This window comes from Dysgonomonadaceae bacterium zrk40, from assembly GCA_016916535.1.
Taxonomy (GTDB): Bacteria; Bacteroidota; Bacteroidia; order Bacteroidales; family Dysgonomonadaceae; genus Proteiniphilum.
Genome location: CP070276.1, coordinates 1,324,644 through 1,341,024 on the forward strand (window position 1 = coordinate 1,324,644; position 16,381 = coordinate 1,341,024).

The 16,381-nt window shown below is 54.1% G+C and carries 15 protein-coding genes; 3 read left to right on the forward strand and 12 right to left on the reverse strand.

Going from position 1 to position 16,381, the window contains the following annotated elements; genetic code table 11:
• Positions 1-103: 103 nt before the first annotated feature.
• From JS578_05570 to JS578_05585, 4 genes are read right to left on the reverse strand one after another with little or no spacing between them, the layout of a single operon-like run.
• Complete coding sequence (locus JS578_05570; GenBank protein QRX64700.1) at positions 104-688, reverse strand: nitroreductase family protein; 585 nt, start codon at positions 686-688, stop codon at positions 104-106.
• Positions 689-690: 2 nt separating this feature from the next.
• Positions 691-1,296, reverse strand: coding sequence for a riboflavin synthase (locus tag JS578_05575; GenBank protein ID QRX64701.1), 606 nt, complete (start codon positions 1,294-1,296; stop codon positions 691-693).
• 45 nt (positions 1,297-1,341) lie between these two features.
• Positions 1,342-3,375 carry a M13 family metallopeptidase gene (locus JS578_05580; GenBank protein QRX64702.1) on the reverse strand — a complete coding sequence of 678 codons (2,034 nt, stop codon included), beginning with the start codon at positions 3,373-3,375 and terminating at the stop codon, positions 1,342-1,344.
• Positions 3,376-3,430: 55 nt separating this feature from the next.
• The gene (locus JS578_05585) at positions 3,431-4,321 is read right to left on the reverse strand and encodes a 4-hydroxy-tetrahydrodipicolinate synthase (protein ID QRX64703.1); all 891 of its coding nucleotides are present in this window, start codon (positions 4,319-4,321) and stop codon (positions 3,431-3,433) included.
• Between the two features lie 191 nt (positions 4,322-4,512).
• On the opposite strand from JS578_05585, the gene hydG reads away from it, so the two are divergent.
• The 3 genes from hydG (at position 4,513) to hydE (ending at position 8,550) form a co-directional block, all read left to right on the forward strand.
• A complete protein-coding gene (gene hydG, locus JS578_05590; GenBank protein ID QRX64704.1) occupies positions 4,513-5,934 on the forward strand; it encodes a [FeFe] hydrogenase H-cluster radical SAM maturase HydG in 1,422 nt (473 codons plus the stop codon).
• A gap of 260 nt (positions 5,935-6,194) precedes the next feature.
• Positions 6,195-7,475, forward strand: coding sequence for a [FeFe] hydrogenase H-cluster maturation GTPase HydF (gene hydF, locus JS578_05595; protein QRX64705.1), 1,281 nt, complete (start codon positions 6,195-6,197; stop codon positions 7,473-7,475).
• Positions 7,468-8,550, forward strand: a complete 1,083-nt coding sequence (gene hydE / locus JS578_05600; GenBank protein ID QRX64932.1) for a [FeFe] hydrogenase H-cluster radical SAM maturase HydE — start codon at positions 7,468-7,470, stop codon at positions 8,548-8,550. The genes hydF and hydE overlap by 8 nt, the downstream gene beginning before the upstream one ends.
• A gap of 36 nt (positions 8,551-8,586) precedes the next feature.
• On the opposite strand, the gene nuoE is transcribed toward hydE, so the two are convergent.
• From nuoE to JS578_05640, 8 genes are all read right to left on the reverse strand, one after another.
• Positions 8,587-9,138, reverse strand: a complete 552-nt coding sequence (nuoE, locus tag JS578_05605) for an NADH-quinone oxidoreductase subunit NuoE (GenBank protein ID QRX64706.1) — start codon at positions 9,136-9,138, stop codon at positions 8,587-8,589.
• A 12-nt stretch (positions 9,139-9,150) separates the two neighbouring features.
• Complete coding sequence (locus JS578_05610; protein QRX64707.1) at positions 9,151-10,923, reverse strand: iron hydrogenase small subunit; 1,773 nt, start codon at positions 10,921-10,923, stop codon at positions 9,151-9,153.
• Between the two features lie 74 nt (positions 10,924-10,997).
• Positions 10,998-12,830: a 4Fe-4S binding protein gene (locus JS578_05615; GenBank protein QRX64708.1), complete on the reverse strand. Its 1,833-nt coding sequence runs from the start codon at positions 12,828-12,830 to the stop codon at positions 10,998-11,000.
• Positions 12,831-12,850: 20 nt separating this feature from the next.
• Positions 12,851-13,255 carry a (2Fe-2S) ferredoxin domain-containing protein gene (locus JS578_05620; GenBank protein QRX64933.1) on the reverse strand — a complete coding sequence of 135 codons (405 nt, stop codon included), beginning with the start codon at positions 13,253-13,255 and terminating at the stop codon, positions 12,851-12,853.
• 68 nt (positions 13,256-13,323) lie between these two features.
• Positions 13,324-13,887, reverse strand: a complete 564-nt coding sequence (locus JS578_05625; GenBank protein ID QRX64709.1) for an ATP-binding protein — start codon at positions 13,885-13,887, stop codon at positions 13,324-13,326.
• Positions 13,881-14,645, reverse strand: coding sequence for a PHP domain-containing protein (locus JS578_05630; GenBank protein QRX64710.1), 765 nt, complete (start codon positions 14,643-14,645; stop codon positions 13,881-13,883). Before JS578_05630 ends, JS578_05625 begins: the two co-directional genes overlap by 7 nt.
• A 6-nt stretch (positions 14,646-14,651) precedes the next feature.
• Entirely contained in the window at positions 14,652-14,996 is a 345-nt protein-coding gene (locus JS578_05635) for a serine kinase (GenBank protein ID QRX64711.1), read from the reverse strand.
• Complete coding sequence (locus JS578_05640) at positions 14,980-16,356, reverse strand: 4Fe-4S binding protein (protein ID QRX64712.1); 1,377 nt, start codon at positions 16,354-16,356, stop codon at positions 14,980-14,982. The genes JS578_05635 and JS578_05640 overlap by 17 nt, the downstream gene beginning before the upstream one ends.
• Positions 16,357-16,381: the final 25 nt, after the last annotated feature.

Consider the following 16,381-nt stretch of genomic DNA (forward strand, 5'->3'; position numbering starts at 1 on the left):
AAAACTGTTTTAGAGTGCAAAGATGACATATTTTTGCGATGCCACCAACAAAACCTCTGGCTCTTGTTGTTAAAAAGATTAAAGTTTAATGTTTATAAACGATTCATTCCGCCTCATTTGGAGTGGTTGTCTCCTCGTTAATGATCCTGTAACCGTTGAATGTAACCACCTCTTTGAGTCGCTTTCGTTTCTTGGGACGCAACGGTTGCAGGCTGTAGCCGATAACGATATCGAGCCATACCCTTTTGTTGCGGGGGATGGAAAGCAACTCGCGCATCTTCGGTTCATTGAACCATCCCAGGATACAGGATCCCAATCCTTCTGCGTGCGCTGCCAGGGTGATGTGGGCCGCCAGGATTCCCAGATCCATCTGGGCGTAATCCTTCTGCTTCACCCATCCGCCGATGCCTGAAGTGAGGTTCACCCGCTCCTCCACCAGCAGGATATGCACCGGCGCCTGTTTGGTGAAGTGGTTCATTCCCAGCGCACGGGCAGAGGTGGCATCAGCCACTTTATTCTTCAGTTCAGGGTCTTCCACCACAATCATGTGCCAGGGCTGTGCATTGCAGGCAGAGGGTGCCAGTCGTGCGGCCTCGAGGATACGTTCAATTTTCTCTTTTTCCACCGGCCGTTCCTGATCAAAAGAGCGGTCACTCTGCCGGGTGGAGACAAATTCCTGAAAATCCATTATTATCCGTTCAATGCCACGATGCGACTGATATACTTACCGATGATGTCGAACTCCAGGTTGACCACCGATCCATCTTTGACCTGGTGAAAGTTGGTATACTCGTAGGTATAGGGGATGATGGCCACCTTGAAGCTGTTCTCAGTAGGCTCCACCACCGTAAGGCTCACCCCGTTCACGGTGACGGAACCCTTGTCAACGGTCAGGTAACCTTTTTTCGCCATCTCCCTGTCGAATAAATATTCAAAGGTGAAGTACCAGCTGCCATCAGCCTCCGTTACCGAGCGACAGACAGCGGTCTGATCCACATGCCCCTGCACGATGTGCCCATCGAGACGACCGTTCATCAGCATGCTGCGCTCCAGGTTTACCTTGCTGCCCACCTCGAGCAATCCGAGGTTGGAACGCTCCAGCGTCTCACGGATGGCGGTCACGGTGTATGTGTCCCCCTCAATAGAGACCACCGTAAGGCATACTCCGTTGTGAGAGATGCTCTGGTCTACTTTCAGCTCATTGGTGAAGGAGCATTGCAGTGTGAGGTGCAGGTTCCCTTTCTCCCGGTTCAATGCGACCACCGTGGCCGCTTCTTCTACAATTCCTGAAAACATATCTGTTGATGTGATGATTCGTTGTTGTGATGATGTCGTGATATTTTACCAGATGGATGCACGCTTCTCTTCCGGCAGCCATAGCGGGTCGGACGAGGTGACGTTGAATGCGTCGTACCATGCATCCACATGCGGCACTGCTCCGTCTACACGCCACCTGCCCAGTGAATGGGGATCGATCTTCGTCAGGCGCAGAATCTCGGCATCACGCACGTTGCCCGCCCAGAGAGCTGCATAGCTCAGGAAGAAACGCTGAGCCGGTGTGTAACCGTCGATGGCCTCGCCTGCGGCAGCCTGAGCTGTCTTCATGAATGCATGATAGGAAACTTGCAATCCACCCTGGTCGGCAATGTTTTCGCCCAGCGTGAAGGTGCCGTTGGCACGTACGGTGTCCAACACCGTGATCGCATCGAAGTGATCTACCAACACTCTGGCACGCTCATCAAAACGGGCGGCATCATCGGCTGACCACCACTCTGCAAGGTTGCCTTCCTTGTCGAACTTGCGTCCCTGGTCATCAAAGCCGTGGGTCATCTCGTGACCGATCACCACGCCGATACCGCCGTAGTTAATTGCATCATCGCCATCCATGTAGAAGAAGGGAGGTTGCAGGATGCCTGCGGGGAAGCAGATCTCGTTGGAGGAGGGGTTGTAGTAGGCGTTCACCGTCTGGGGCGACATGAACCACTTGCTCTTGTCTACCGGCTGCCCCAGCTCACTGATCATCTCAGCGTATTCAAATTCGGAGGCACGGACCATGTTCTGCCAGTAGGAGCCGTCGCCTACTTCCAATGTAGTATAGTCTTTCCACTTGTCGGGATAACCAATCTTCACCGTGAAGGTAGCCAGCTTCTCATGGGCCTTGGCTTTTGTCTCGTCGCTCATCCACTCCAGCTGGCTGATGCGTTCACCCAAAGCAATTGAGAGATTGTCCACCAGGGTGAGCATCCTCTCTTTTGCCTGCGGCGGGAAGTATTGCTCCACGTAAAGTTGTCCCACCGCTTCACCGAGGGCTCCGTTCACCGCATCGATGGTCCTGCGCCAGCGGGGACGCAGCTCCTTGCTGCCGCTGAGCGTCTTGCCATAGAACTCAAAGTTGGCCTCCACGAAGGCATCGCTGAGATAACCGGCAGCTGAGTTGATCACCTTCCAGCTGAGGTAGTCCTGCAGTGACTCCAGCGGCTCCTGTTCAATAATCGTGATGGCTGCCTTCACCGGTTCGGGATGTGATACGTTGAGACTATCCAAACCGGGAGCACCCACCTCGGTGAAGTAGAGATCCCATTGAAAGGGAGCGACCGCAGCCGGCAACTCTTCAACCTTCATCTTGTGGTAGTTAAGCTCAGGGATACGGCGCATCTCACGGGTGATGTGTGCCTTTGCAAGTGCTGTCTCTATCCGCATCACGTTTGCGGCGGCCTGTACGGCTTTGGCCTCATCATAACCGGCATTGCGAAACTGTGTTTCCATCAGGCTGACGTATGCTTCCCGCAGCGATTTTGAATGATCATCCTCCAGCAGGTAGTAGTCGCGATCACCCATACCAATGCCCGACTGATAGAGGTGGACGATGTTCATCGAGCTGTTCTTGTCGTCCGGTCCCACGGCAAAACCAAAGAAAGGGTTACCGGCAAAGCGGGCCACCTGGGCGGTAAGGCGTATCACATCCTCTTTATCCTTTGCGGCAGCAATAGCCGCCAGTTGTGGGAGGATGGGTTCAGCACCCTGCTCATTAAGCCGGATACTGTCTGTTCCCATTCGATAAAGATCCCCCACTTTTTGAGCGTTCGACCCTGCGGGATGTTCCTCGCTGCCAAGGGCTTCTATCAGCGACTGGATCTGTTGCTGGTTCTCCTCACGCAGCTTGTCGAACGAGCCATAGCGGGCATACTCATCGGGAATGGGGTTGGCTTGCTGCCATCCGCCCGTGGCATATTGATAGAAACTTTCTCCGGGAGATGCTGTGGTATCCATAAATGATAGATCCAGCCCCTCCGGTTGTTGCGCGCTTTTTTGCTGTGTACAGCTGATCATTGTCATTGCAGAAACGATTGTGAGTAGGTAAAATATCGGTTTCATAATAGTCCGGTATAAAGTTTGGTTACAAAGTTACGAAAAAAAAGGCAACGGGAAATCACACTTTCAACCGCTTCAGCTCCTCGCCGATCAGTCGTTCTGTATGCTCGCTCACCGGCACCAGCGGCAATCGCACCACGTTCTGGACCATTCCCCGCTGATGAAGCAAGCTCTTCACGCCGCTGGGGTTCCCATCTACGAACATAAGGTGAAACAAGTTGTTGAAATCATCCTCCATCTGTTTGCGGGCGTTCAGGGCGTCACCGTTGAGGGCATGTTTTACCAGCCATGCCATCTTATCGGGAAAGGCATTGCCAAAGACAGAGATGACACCCACACCACCCATTGAGATCACGTCGGTTGTGACCGCATCATCACCCGAGATCACCTGAAACCCTTCCGGTGCCTCGTCGATGATTGCTTTTATCTGATTCAGATCCCCCGAGGCCTCTTTGGTGGCAACAATATTCTTGCAATCACGCGCCAGGCGCAGTGTTGTATCGGCGCACATGTTAACGCCCGTACGTCCCGGCACATTGTAGAGTATGATCGGCAGGGGGGATGCCTGCGACAAAGTGTAAAAATGACGGTAGAGACCCTCCTGAGTCGGTTTATTGTAATAGGGTGTTACGGAAAGGAATGCACTGATGCCGGAGATGTCACAGCTCCGCATCTCTTCTGCCACCTCCGCGGTGTTGTTGCCCCCGACCCCTTTCACCACCGGGATACGGCCGTTCACCTTCTCCACGATGAAACGGGCTACCTCTCTCTTCTCCTGTTTAGAGAGAGTGGGAGTCTCGGCAGTGGTCCCCAGCGCCACGATATAATTGGTGCCGTTTGAGACCTGGTATTCAATTATGTTGGAGAGTGCCCCCCAATCAATGGATCCATCATCGTTGAAAGGAGTGATCAGGGCCACTCCCAAACCCCTGAAATTGACTTTTGTCATGAAATAATTCTTTTTTCCGGCAAAATAACCCCTCAAAGAGGCTTTTTTTGAATAAAATGATTTTTCAATGCAAAGGTACACAATTTTCAAAAAGCACCACAGTGAACGGCTTAAAAAATAGATTGATTGCCATCCCAGGAGAGAGAAAATTATTCCCTACCTTTGTTACAGAATCACGAAAAAAAAGCATTGTGAAATTCAGACCTGAATCATACCGCATACCGGATGAACCGATGAAACCTTTCATCGACCCGGAAGAGATATGGGAGCTGCTCAACCGTCCGGCTTCCAGCGACAGGGAAGTGGAGCAGGTGATAGCCCGCTCACTCGACAAACATCGCCTCACCCTTGCAGAAGTGGCTACCCTTCTGAATGCTGAAACACAACAGCAGACAGAGCTCATCAAAGAGGGTGCCCGTGAGCTGAAACGCAAAATCTACGGCAACCGCGTGGTGCTCTTTGCACCTCTCTACGTAGGCAACAAATGCTCAAACGATTGTACCTATTGCGGCTTTCGCGCTTCCAACAAGGCGCAGGTGCGAAAGACACTGACCGGCAAGGAACTGGTGAAAGAGATCGAGGCCCTCGAAGATAACGGTCAGAAGAGACTGATCCTGGTTTACGGTGAGCACGCCGAGTATGATCCGGACTATATCGCGGAGACTGTTCGTACCGCCTACCGGGTGAAGAAGGGAAACGGCGAGATACGGCGGGTGAACATCAATGCCGCACCCCTCACCATCGAAGGGTTCCGCACCGTGAAGGAGGCGGGCATCGGCACCTACCAGATCTTCCAGGAGACCTACCACCCGGAGGCTTACAAACTATACCACCTGCGGGGAAAGAAAGCGGACTACGAGAACCGCCTCACCTCACTCGATAGGGCCCAGGAGGCGGGATTGGATGATGTGGGTATTGGGGCACTCTTCGGTCTCTACGACTGGCGTTTTGAGGTGATGGCGCTGGTGCGTCACACCAATCATCTGGAGGCCTGCTACAACGTGGGACCCCATACCATCTCCTTCCCGCGCATCAAGGATGCCTCCATGCTGCACCTGGGCGACCGCTACTTCGTGTCGGATGCAGATTTCTCGCGACTGGTGGCCATCCTCCGACTGGCAGTACCCTATACCGGCATGATCCTCACCGCACGTGAACCCGCAGCACTGCGCGACGAGCTCCTGCAGTTTGGCGTTTCACAGATTGACGGTGGCACCCGCATCGAGCTGGGGAGTTATACCGAGAAGGAACAGCCCCACGACCTCAACAAGGGGCAGTTCATGATTCACGACGACCGCTCCCTGAATGAAATCATCGAGGAACTGCTGGCGCAGGATATGCTGCCCTCCTTCTGTACCGCCTGTTACCGCCTGGGACGCACCGGTGAACATTTCATGGAGTTCTCGGTACCGGGCTTCATCAAACGGTTCTGTACCCCCAACGCGATGCTCACGCTGGCCGAGTACCTGGTAGATTATGCCACCGAAAAAACTGCCCGGAAGGGATGGGAGGTGATTGAACAAAACATGCATCAACTGAATGAAAAGGTGGCAGGTGAAGTACGCGAAAGAATTGAAAAGATCAAACAGGGGGAGAGGGATTTGTATTTTTAGCATCATGTTGCAAGCAGTAAGCAATAGAAGTCGCTATACATAACACCAATTTTCATCCTATTTGACTCGTAACTGACTCTTTTCTGGTTCGAATCTATTAGAACCATATTAGAACGAGATTAGAACCATATTAGAACGAGATTAGAACGAGATTAGAACGAGATTAGAACGTGAACCGAAGAAGACCCTGTCGAGATGAACCTCGAACATCATATTTCTCAAGCTGTTCAATTCAAACACGTAAAGATATAACCGCAAGAATGATTGTAAACACGCTCCATATAGGTATCTTCGGCCGGAGGAACACCGGCAAAAGCACCCTGATCAACTGGCTCACCGGACAGGAAGTATCACTCGTTTCACCGATGCCCGGCACCACCACCGATCCGGTGAAGAAATCGCTTGAGATACCGGGCATCGGCGCGGTGGTGCTGATTGACACCGCCGGTATTGATGATCTTGGGGAGCTCGGGGCACAACGCATCCGCCGGTCACGGGAAGTGATCAGCAGGGTGGACTGTGCCCTCCTGCTGATTGCGGGGAACCAGTTCGGTGAGTATGAGGTGCAGCTGATCGGTCAGTTCAATGAGTTGAATCTCCCCTATCTGATCCTGCACAACAAGAATGACATCAACAAGATCGCCACCATCACGGAAACAGTGATCCGGCATCACTCATCGGCGGAGATCATCGACCTGCATACCGGCGATGAGTCTCACAGGAGGGAGGTTGTGGAAGCGATGAAGCGCATCATCCCTGAAACGACACCAGGGAATAACTCGTTGATGGGCGACCTGGTGAAGCCCGGGGAGGTGGTGCTGATGATCACCCCCATTGACAGCGAGGCACCGGAAGGACGTCTCATCCTGCCTCAAAACCAGGCGATTCGTGATGCCCTGGACCATGACTGCATCACCGTGGTGTTGAAGGAAACCGAGCTGCCAGCCTTCATGGACAAAGGCATCAAGCCTGCCCTTGCAATCACCGACAGCCAGGTCTTCGGTGAGGTTGCACAGCGGTTACCGGAGGAGGTCCCGCTCACCAGCTTCAGTATCCTTTTTGCCCGACAGAAAGGTGATTTCGAGTCCTTTCTGAGGGGGACACCGCACATCTCCAAGCTACAGGAGGGAGATCATGTACTTTTACTGGAAAGTTGCACCCACCAAAGTAGCTGCGACGACATCGGCAGGGTGAAAATCCCGCGACTGATGCAGGCATTCACCGGGCTCTCGCTGCACTTCACCGTGGTCTCAGGCCTCTCACCTCTACCCTCCGACATAAGGAGATATGCGCTGGTGATTCAGTGCGGGGGATGCATGGTGACCCGCAGGCAGCTGATCAACCGACTACGTCCGTTCATCGATGCCGGGATCCCGGTGACCAACTATGGCATGACACTGGCTTATATGAATGGGATCTTCGAACGGGCAACAGCGATGTTGAGAAACAGAAAGGAAAAGAGCAAAATAAAGCCACAGAAGGAGCAACAGAGATCGATCTTCAATGACTGCAACGACATCAATGAATGGAGGGATGAGTGAAGTGAGGGGGCATGGTGAGCTGTCGTTCGAACAGATTGTATCTTTCCTCAAAGCAGAGGGTGAGCAAGAAAAGGAGCTGTTCCTTCACGCAGCAGCAGTGAAACAGATAAACGTGGGCATCAATGTCTACCTGCGGGGATTGATCGAACTCTCCAACATCTGTGAAAAAGATTGCTACTACTGCGGCATCCGCTGCTCCAATAGGGAGGTACACCGCTATACCCTTACCCATGAAGAGGCAATCAATTCCATCCGCTTCGCACATGAAAAGGGATTCGGCTCAGTAGCCATCCAGTCGGGTGAGATTGCCTCACCCGCTTTCACGGAAAAGATCGACCGGATTGTTCGCGACGCACAAAAAGTTACCGGTGGCGAGATCGGCATCACCCTCTCCTGTGGTGAACAAACTGAAGAGACCTACCGCCGATGGTTTGAGAGCGGTGCCGAGCGCTACCTGCTCCGCATCGAGACATCGAGCGAAAAACTATACCGGCAGCTGCACCCGGATGATGGGAAACACAGCTACACCGATCGCATCCGGGCACTGGAGGCGCTCAAAAAAACAGGCTACCAGACCGGGACAGGCGTCATGATCGGGCTCCCCTTCCAGACAGTGGAGGATCTTGCGGACGACCTGCTCTTTATGCAACAGATGGATATCGACATGTGCGGCATGGGGCCCTACATAGAGCATGCAGCGACCCCTCTCTGGGAGGAACGCCACCGGTTACCACCTCTCGGCAAACGCCTACGACTCTCGCTGCGGATGATCGCCCTGCTGCGCATCCTGATGCCCGACATCAACATCGCCGCCACCACGGCCCTGCAGGCCATTGACAAGGGAGGACGGGAAGAGGCGATAAGTGTCGGTGCCAACGTGCTGATGCCCAACATCACACCGGCACGCTACCGGGATGATTACTTCCTCTATGAAAACAAGCCCCTCTCCGCCAGGAACGACGAAGAGGAGCTTGATTATCTGGATGAAAGGCTACAGGCCATCGGCCACCGGATTGGTTACCACCACAAAGGCAACTCCCCCCGTTACGGAAAGAGAGCGAACGCTTTGCAATAGCACGCCGAAGGCGATTAAATTGTCTGCTTCTACCCTTTACTTGTTGTACTCAGCCAGGATTGCCTTCACCCCGTCGGGTGAGACACGGCCATATACCTTCTCCCCTACCAACACCACCGGAGCCAGTCCGCAGGCCCCCACGCAGCGCAGGCAGTTGATTGAAAAGCGCCCGTCGGGCGTGGTCTCACCCACCTTAATGTTGAGTTCCTTCTTGAACTCCTCCAGCACTTTCTCCGCACCCCGCACGTAACAGGCGGTGCCGGTGCAGACCGAGATGGGGTGCTCCCCCCTGGGGATCATCGTGAAGTAGGAGTAGAAGGTGACCACACCATAGATGTGTGCCACCGAAACATGGAGGTTGTGGGCAATCACATCCTGTACCTCCGCAGGCAGGTAACCGAACAGGTGCTGCGTCTCGTGCAGCACGTTGATCAGCTCCTGGGGATCATTGTCGAACGAGTTGCAGATCTCATTGATCTGTTCAACCTTCTCTTTCGGGAGGTTGACAACCACCTCCACACCATCGCTTCCGTTTAACTTCTCCATGTAGGCCAGCACCTCGGGAGCTAAATTTATTTTCTGGTTCATACGATTTCTTTTTTAACTCTGCATATTGATGGTCACCTCGTTGGTCTTCGGGAAATACTCCGTGTGCAGCAGGCTATGCGCCTTGTGGTTGCCCGGTTCACCCAGGAACTCCCGATAGAGTCGAATGATGGATGGGTTCTCGTGCGACTTGCGGATGGTCTTGCACTCATCCTCGCTGTAGATGGCTGCCGCGCGGCGTGCCAGTATCTCACTCTTGCCATGGTGGTAAGGCTGTCCCCCACCGCCGATACAGCCACCGGGGCAGGCCATGATCTCAATGGCATGGTATTGTGAATGACCCTCGCGTACCTCATCGAGCAGTTTGCGGGCGTTGCCCAGTCCGTGGGCAATGCCGATATGCAGGGGCAAGCCGTCGAAATCGACCGTGGCGGAACGAATCCCTTCCATGCCGCGCAGCACTTCAAACTCCACCTTCTTGAGCGTCTTGCCGGTGTGCAGCTCATATGCGGTGCGGCAGGCAGCTTCGATCACCCCTCCCGTGTTGCCGAAGATGACACCGGCTCCGGAGGATTCACCCAGCGGATCGTCGAAATCATCTTCCGGCAGGTTCAGGAAGTCGATATTGGCCTGCTTGATGAAGGCGGCCAGCTCACGCGTGGAGATAGAGTAGTCCACATCGGGGTTGCCATCCACGCTAAACTCATCGCGCTGACACTCATACTTCTTCGCCAGACAGGGCATGATGGAGACCACAACCAGATCCTTGCGGTTCACCCCTATCCTGTCGGCAAACCAACTCTTGGCAATGGCGCCGAACATCTGCTGCGGCGACTTGGCGGTGGAGGGAACATCGAGCAGGTCAGGGAAGTTGTGCTCAAAGAAATTGACCCATCCGGGGCAGCAGGAGGTGAGAATCGGCAGCCGCACATTGGGGTCGCCCGCCAGATGGCCGCGAAGTCGCTGTAGCAGCTCCGTGCCCTCCTCCATAATGGTGAGGTCGGCACTGAAATCGGTGTCGAACACATGGTCGAAACCCAGCTCGCGCAACGCCGAGACCATTTTGCCGGTGACGAGAGTGCCCGGCTCCAGGCCGAAGAGCTCACCCAGGGCGGCACGCACCGCCGGAGCGGTCTGCACCACTACCGTCTTTTTCGGGTCACTCAGGGCACGGATGATGTCGTTGGTGTGGTCCACCTCGGTGAGCGCACCAGTGGGACACACTGATACACACTGGCCGCAGTAGGTGCAGGGAGAGTCCTCCAGGTTCATCTCAAAGGCGGGAGCTACTACCGACATGAAGCCCCGATTCACCGCCGAGAGGGCTCCCACCGTCTGGACCTCGTTGCACATCATCTCACAGCGTCGGCACATGATGCACTTATCCACATCGCGGATGATGGAGGGGGAGGTGTCTTTGCGGTAGTGCGATTGTTCCCCGCCGTAGGGCACGGTGCGGATGCCAAACTGACGGGCCAGATCCTGCAGTTCGCAGTCACCCGACTTGGCGCAGACCAGGCAGTCGAACGGATGATCGGAGATAATCAGTTTCAACACAGTGGTCCGTGCGTTGAGTACCCGTATGTTATGCGTGTTGATAACCATTCCCTCCTGTGCCTCGGTCATGCAGGAGGGCGCCAGGTTGCGGCGTCCCTCGACCTCCACCACGCAGATGCGGCATCCGCCCGGCTTGTTCTCGATGCCCATGTCGCACAGTTCGAAATGGCAGAGTGTTGGAATCTCCACGCCCACCTTTCGGGCTGCTTTCAGGATGGTCGTTCCCGGTTCCACCTCAACCGTTTTCTTATCTATTGTCAATCGTATCATATGTTTTCCTTTTGTTGCTTTTAGCTGTCAGCTATCGGTTTGCTGTTCTTTATTTTTAATTTGACTGATCCCTCCTATGCGTCTGCCATCACCGGTGCTTCCCTGGGATAATCGTTCACCAGGCTGATGGCGTCAAACTGGCACTTCTCCATACAGGCACCGCACTTGATGCATTTATCCTGATGAATATAGTGAGTCTGTTTCTTTGCACCGGTAATAGCGTTGACGGGACAAACCCGCACACAGGCCATGCAGCCGACACAGTCTTCATCATCAATGACGTAATAGAGCAGGTTCTGACATTTGCCTGAGCGGCATTTCTTGTCGTGCACATGCTCCATGTATTCATGCATGAAATTGTCGAGCGTGGAGAGCACCGGATTGGGTGAAGTCTGCCCCAGTCCGCAAAGGGAGGTATCCTTGATGACCTGGCTCAGGTTGCGCAGCTTTTCGATATCCTCCTGTTTCCCTTTACCCTGGGTGATCTTGTCCAGCGTTTCATAGAGACGTTTGTTGCCGATGCGGCAGGGGGCACAGCGCCCGCAGGACTCCTCTACGATGAAGTCGAGGTAGAACTTGGCCACAGAGACCATGCAGTCATCCTCGTCGAGCACGATCATGCCGCCGGAGCCCATCATGGAGCCGGCCGCGGTGAGGCTCTCATAGTCGATGGGGGTATCGAGATGCTTCTCTGTGAGACATCCGCCGGAGGGTCCGCCGGTCTGAACAGCCTTGAACTTCTTGTTGTTCTTGATGCCGCCGCCAATCTCGTAGATGATCTCACGCAGGGTGATACCCATAGGTACTTCGATGAGTCCTACGTTGTTGATCTTGCCCGCCAGGGCAAACACCTTGGTGCCCTTCGACTTCTCCGTGCCGATGGCGGAAAACCATTCGGCACCCTTCAGGATGATCACCGGTATATTGGCCAGTGTCTCCACGTTGTTGACGTTGGTGGGCTTGCCCAGGTAGCCGCTTTGTGCGGGGAATGGGGGTTTATTGGCCGGTTCACCCCGCTTACCTTCCATGGAGTGAATCAGGGCGGTCTCCTCACCGCAGACAAAGGCACCGGCACCATACTTGAGGCTGATATCGAAGCTGAAGGGTGTGCCGAAAATCTGGTCACCCAACAAGCCATATTCGCGCGCCTGTGCGATGGCCACCTTCAGACGCCGGATGGCCAACGGGTATTCGGCACGAATGTAGATCAACCCCTTGGTGGCACCAATGCAATAGCCACAAATCGCCATCGCCTCCAGCACTGAGTGAGGATCGCCTTCCAGGATGGAGCGGTCCATGAATGCACCGGGGTCCCCCTCATCGGCGTTGCAGACCACATACTTTTGGTCGGCAGTGTTGCGGCTGGCAATCTCCCACTTCAGGCCGGTGGGAAAGCCGGCACCACCCCGTCCGCGTAGTCCGGAGCGCTTGATCAAGTCGACTGTCTCCTGCGGGGTCTGTTCGGTAATCACCTTACCCAGCGCCTGATAAGCGTTGCGGGCAATCGATTCGTCGATGTTCTCCGGGTCGATGGTACCGCAGTTGCGAAGCGCGATGCGCAACTGTTTCTTGTAGAAACCCATGTGCTTCGAATCCAGCACATGCTCATCGGTCTCGGGATCGAGGTAGAGCAACCGCTCCACGCGACGCCCCTTGATCAGGTGCTCGTCAATGATCTCCCTCGCATCGGAGGGCTTCACCTGAGTATAGAACGTATTGTCGGGCAGTACCTTCACGATGGGTCCCTTCTCACAGAAACCGAAACAGCCGGTGCGGATGATCTGCACCTCTCCCTCCAGCCGTTTCCGCAGCACCTCATCGCGCAACATCTCATACACAAGGTCACTCTGAGAGGAGTGGCAGCCGGTGCCGGCACAAACCAGTAAATGCATTTTAAATTGACTCATAACAGTATCATTCAAATGATTTAAGATTCAATCGTGTTGTAGTTCTGGGGGATGATGCCATCTACCAGCTCACCGTTCTTGATGTAACGTTCGATGATCTCATCCGCTCTCTTCGGGTTCACATCGCCGAAGACCATGGGCTCCCTTCCGGGGAGTGTGATTTCCACGGTTGGCTCCGCAAAGCAGTAGCCCATGCAGCCCGTTTGGGTCACCACCGCATCGATGCCCCGCTTATCGAGTTCCAGGACGAAGTACTCCATCACCTCCTTGGCTCCTGAAGCGATTCCGCAGGTAGCCATCGCCACCTTCACCTGTACCAGTGACTCGGGATTTTCAGCCTTGTCACGCAGGCTGATGCGTCTGCTCACCTCCTCCTGTATTCGTTTCAGGTCGGCAAGTGTTTTAATTCCGGTTCTTTTTTCCATCATAATTAGCATTAAGATTCAATCAATATATGTTGTGTTGTTCATCATTTTCATTTTTTCCCGAAGGTTCAGCACAGGTAGCTGGCCGGGTCACGATACCGCCAGAGCTCCTTCAGATTCTCCCTTATATAATCTTTCACCGGTGCCATCATCTGCGGGTGCTGCAGATTAATCCCCTGCTCCCGCAGTTCACCGCTGTCGAAGGAGAACGCCTCCTCCCCCACCCGGTAGATGAAGCGAAAGCGAATGGTGGGATTGGCCATCACCAATAGCACCAACGACCCCTCCAGGTCACCCAGGGGCAGACAGTCAGGATTATCGGTGCGATAAAGTGCTTCAACCGTTGTCCCCTCTCCCTCTGCCGACGAGACGCGGAGAGTGCCACCCGTCTGCTCACAAGTCATCTTCAGGAAGGGGATTCCCAGTCCCACCCTCCGCGTGGTACGGGTGGTAAAAAAAGAGTCAGTGACACGCTCCAGGGTCTCCGGACCCATGCCGCTGCCGTTATCTTCCACCCTGAACAGAAGCAACGACTCATCATCCCGTTCATCCAGCGTGATCGTGATCATATGTGCCTGCGCCCTTATGGCATTCTGCACGATATCGATCATATGCATTGCCAGTGTTACCATCCACCATCTTTTTTAACTGGTGGCACATTCATCGCTTCAAAGCGTTGCTCCAAGAGCGCTTTTCTAAAGTAATCCCACCCGGCTTGCTCCATCTGAAAACGGGTGTGCAGAGACCCAATATCCTCCGGACGGTGCGCATCGGAACTCTGCAGAAAACCTCTTCCCTCCAACTCCGGATGACTTCTGATAAACGCGACGGGGGTGATCCTTCGCGACAGTTCTAGTGCATCACATGCCAGCTCTTGCGGGATGAAACCAAGTTGGCTAAGGAGACCATATACCTGCCGGTCTATGTGCGCCGGCACAAACACCCCCCCGAGGTCGTGCACCACCTTTTCCAGTGCCTCAATCCCGTCACGGATACCGGTGAAGAGCGAACGGGACTCTTCAAACACAATCTGCTCATCGGCATTGACTGCCACCTGGTATCCAAAGCGTCCCGCATCGTGGGGGATGTCGAAGATCTGCCGGTCGAGGTATTCCTGGAACTGCTCCAGCGCCTCCAGGTGAGGAAAGTAGCAAAGACAGTGCACCTCCTCCTGCGTGTTGACCTCACAACCGGGGATCACCATGATGTCGGCGGCAGCACCGCACTCCATACATACCTGCACGTTGCGGGTGCTGTTATGATCGGTGATGGCAATCACCTGCAATCCACGCTCGCAAGCACGGGCAATAATGCGGCGGGGACTCATCTCCAGGCTGCCGCAGGGCGACAGACAGGTGTGGATGTGCAGATCGGCGTTGTACCAGGGCATTATTTTTCAATTATCATTTATCAAGTTAAATGCCAAACCTGCCGTCTCGAAAGCGGGCAACCCCGAAGAGAGTATCACCACCTCTTCCTCTTCGGCATGTGCAAGCACCACCGGATCCACCGGGCGTTCATTTACCACGATGATGGCACTCAATTCCTTGAGGGAGGAGACCGCCACGATGTTACGATGCACTTGCGAGGTGATCCATATCATCCCAGCGTTTGCCTTCCCCATCACGTCGCTTAACAGGTCGGAGACGTATGCCCCTTCAATTGTCCGGTCGAGGAAAGCATCTCCTGCCAGGCAAGTCAGACCGAGCTCCTTGGCGAGCAGCCTAAGATTCGTTTTCATTGGCATCATTGTATTTATTGAGCCTGCCCCTTCCCCAAATCTTCTCTATCACCACGAAGGCCTGATCAGGACTCAATTTGTAATTCTTCTCCATCACCCGCTGCACGAAAACGCAGTGGGAGATGCTGGCCTTTCCCTGCACGATATCCTCGGCCAGGCTCCTACAGGAGGGAGCACCACAAGCACCGCAATCAAAACCCGGGAAGTAGCTCATCAACCTCCTGATACGCTGCAGCTTCACCAGCGCCTTCTCCATATCCTCATCCAGAAGTAGCCCGTCGCGGGGATGTACCGGTTCCACCCCTGAGAGGGGATGCAACATCTCACTGTATTCCAGAAGTCTGTTTTCTACACGTCCTTCCTGCTGATCTTTGAGCTGTTGGAGTCTTTTCTGTCGTTGTTCCAGTCTTTCTACTGTCAGAAATCGGTTTCCGGGACAGAGGATTCCCCCGGCGCACCCCTGGTCGCACGCCCTCATCTCAAGGAAATCGATGTCTGATACATGGCCCGATTCCAGCTTCTCCAGAAAATCGATCACATTCTCCATGCCGTCGATGGCCAGGCTTCTACCCGGGAAATAGTGTTTTTCGGTACCAGAGAGTGACCAGCAGACTGAATCAGGACTCATATCGGCCACATGCTTTCGACCACCCTTCTCTTTTCGGGCCAACAAGGTGGCGAGCGTTTTGTTGTAGATCTCCTTCATATTCACCGTACCATCAATAAGTGAAGCACTCTCCCCAACAGGAGCACGTGCTGCCACTGTCTTGGCGGCACATGGGGTTATATAATAGAGCGAAAGCTTGCGGGAATCAAATTCTTCTCGCTCTCTGTAAAGGCGCAAGTAAAGTGCGGAAATATCGTGGGGAGCCTTCAACAACATGATGTGCGATGTCAGCGATGGATAAAGCACCTGTATCAACCGCACCACAGCGGGACAGTAGGAGCTGATCTGTGGCCGGGGAAGCTGCTTGCCGGCTCTTATCCGGTAAGCCTCTTTCATGAAGTCCACCGCCTGCTCCACTTCACGTACCTCATCAAAGCCACAGTTCTTCACTGCCTCCAGCACCTCTGTGGCAGAGTAATCGGACGGAAACTGGCCGAGAAAGACGGAGGGAACCAGCGCCACCCGATAGTGGTCAGCAGCGAGAGAAGCAAGTCCATCATCCATGGCATAGATGGCATGCTGGGGACATACGCGGTAACATTCTCCACAATCCACACAGCGCTCAGGCTGTATCACGGCACAACCCTCTATGATGCGTATCGCCTGTGTGGTGCAGACACGCATGCAGTGGGAGCAACCGATACACTTATCCCGGTCAATCTGAATGGAGTGTGTGTAGTTTTTCTCTCTCATTGTTTGTCACATCCTTGTCATGTTT

Bases quoted from the DNA above. Each gene is read 5' to 3' on its own strand.
- JS578_05570 (QRX64700.1), bottom strand. From the start codon at position 688: ATGGATTTTCAGGAATTTGTCTCCACCCGGCAGAGTGACCGCTCTTTT.
- JS578_05575 (QRX64701.1), bottom strand. From the start codon at position 1,296: ATGTTTTCAGGAATTGTAGAAGAAGCGGCCACGGTGGTCGCATTGAAC.
- JS578_05580 (QRX64702.1), bottom strand. From the start codon at position 3,375: ATGAAACCGATATTTTACCTACTCACAATCGTTTCTGCAATGACAATG.
- JS578_05585 (QRX64703.1), bottom strand. From the start codon at position 4,321: ATGACAAAAGTCAATTTCAGGGGTTTGGGAGTGGCCCTGATCACTCCT.
- hydF (QRX64705.1), top strand. From the start codon at position 6,195: ATGATTGTAAACACGCTCCATATAGGTATCTTCGGCCGGAGGAACACC.
- hydE (QRX64932.1), top strand. From the start codon at position 7,468: ATGAGTGAAGTGAGGGGGCATGGTGAGCTGTCGTTCGAACAGATTGTA.
- nuoE (QRX64706.1), bottom strand. From the start codon at position 9,138: ATGAACCAGAAAATAAATTTAGCTCCCGAGGTGCTGGCCTACATGGAG.
- JS578_05610 (QRX64707.1), bottom strand. From the start codon at position 10,923: ATGATACGATTGACAATAGATAAGAAAACGGTTGAGGTGGAACCGGGA.
- JS578_05615 (QRX64708.1), bottom strand. From the start codon at position 12,830: ATGAGTCAATTTAAAATGCATTTACTGGTTTGTGCCGGCACCGGCTGC.
- JS578_05620 (QRX64933.1), bottom strand. From the start codon at position 13,255: ATGGAAAAAAGAACCGGAATTAAAACACTTGCCGACCTGAAACGAATA.
- JS578_05625 (QRX64709.1), bottom strand. From the start codon at position 13,887: ATGGTAACACTGGCAATGCATATGATCGATATCGTGCAGAATGCCATA.
- JS578_05630 (QRX64710.1), bottom strand. From the start codon at position 14,645: ATGCCCTGGTACAACGCCGATCTGCACATCCACACCTGTCTGTCGCCC.
- JS578_05635 (QRX64711.1), bottom strand. From the start codon at position 14,996: ATGAAAACGAATCTTAGGCTGCTCGCCAAGGAGCTCGGTCTGACTTGC.
- JS578_05640 (QRX64712.1), bottom strand. From the start codon at position 16,356: ATGAGAGAGAAAAACTACACACACTCCATTCAGATTGACCGGGATAAG.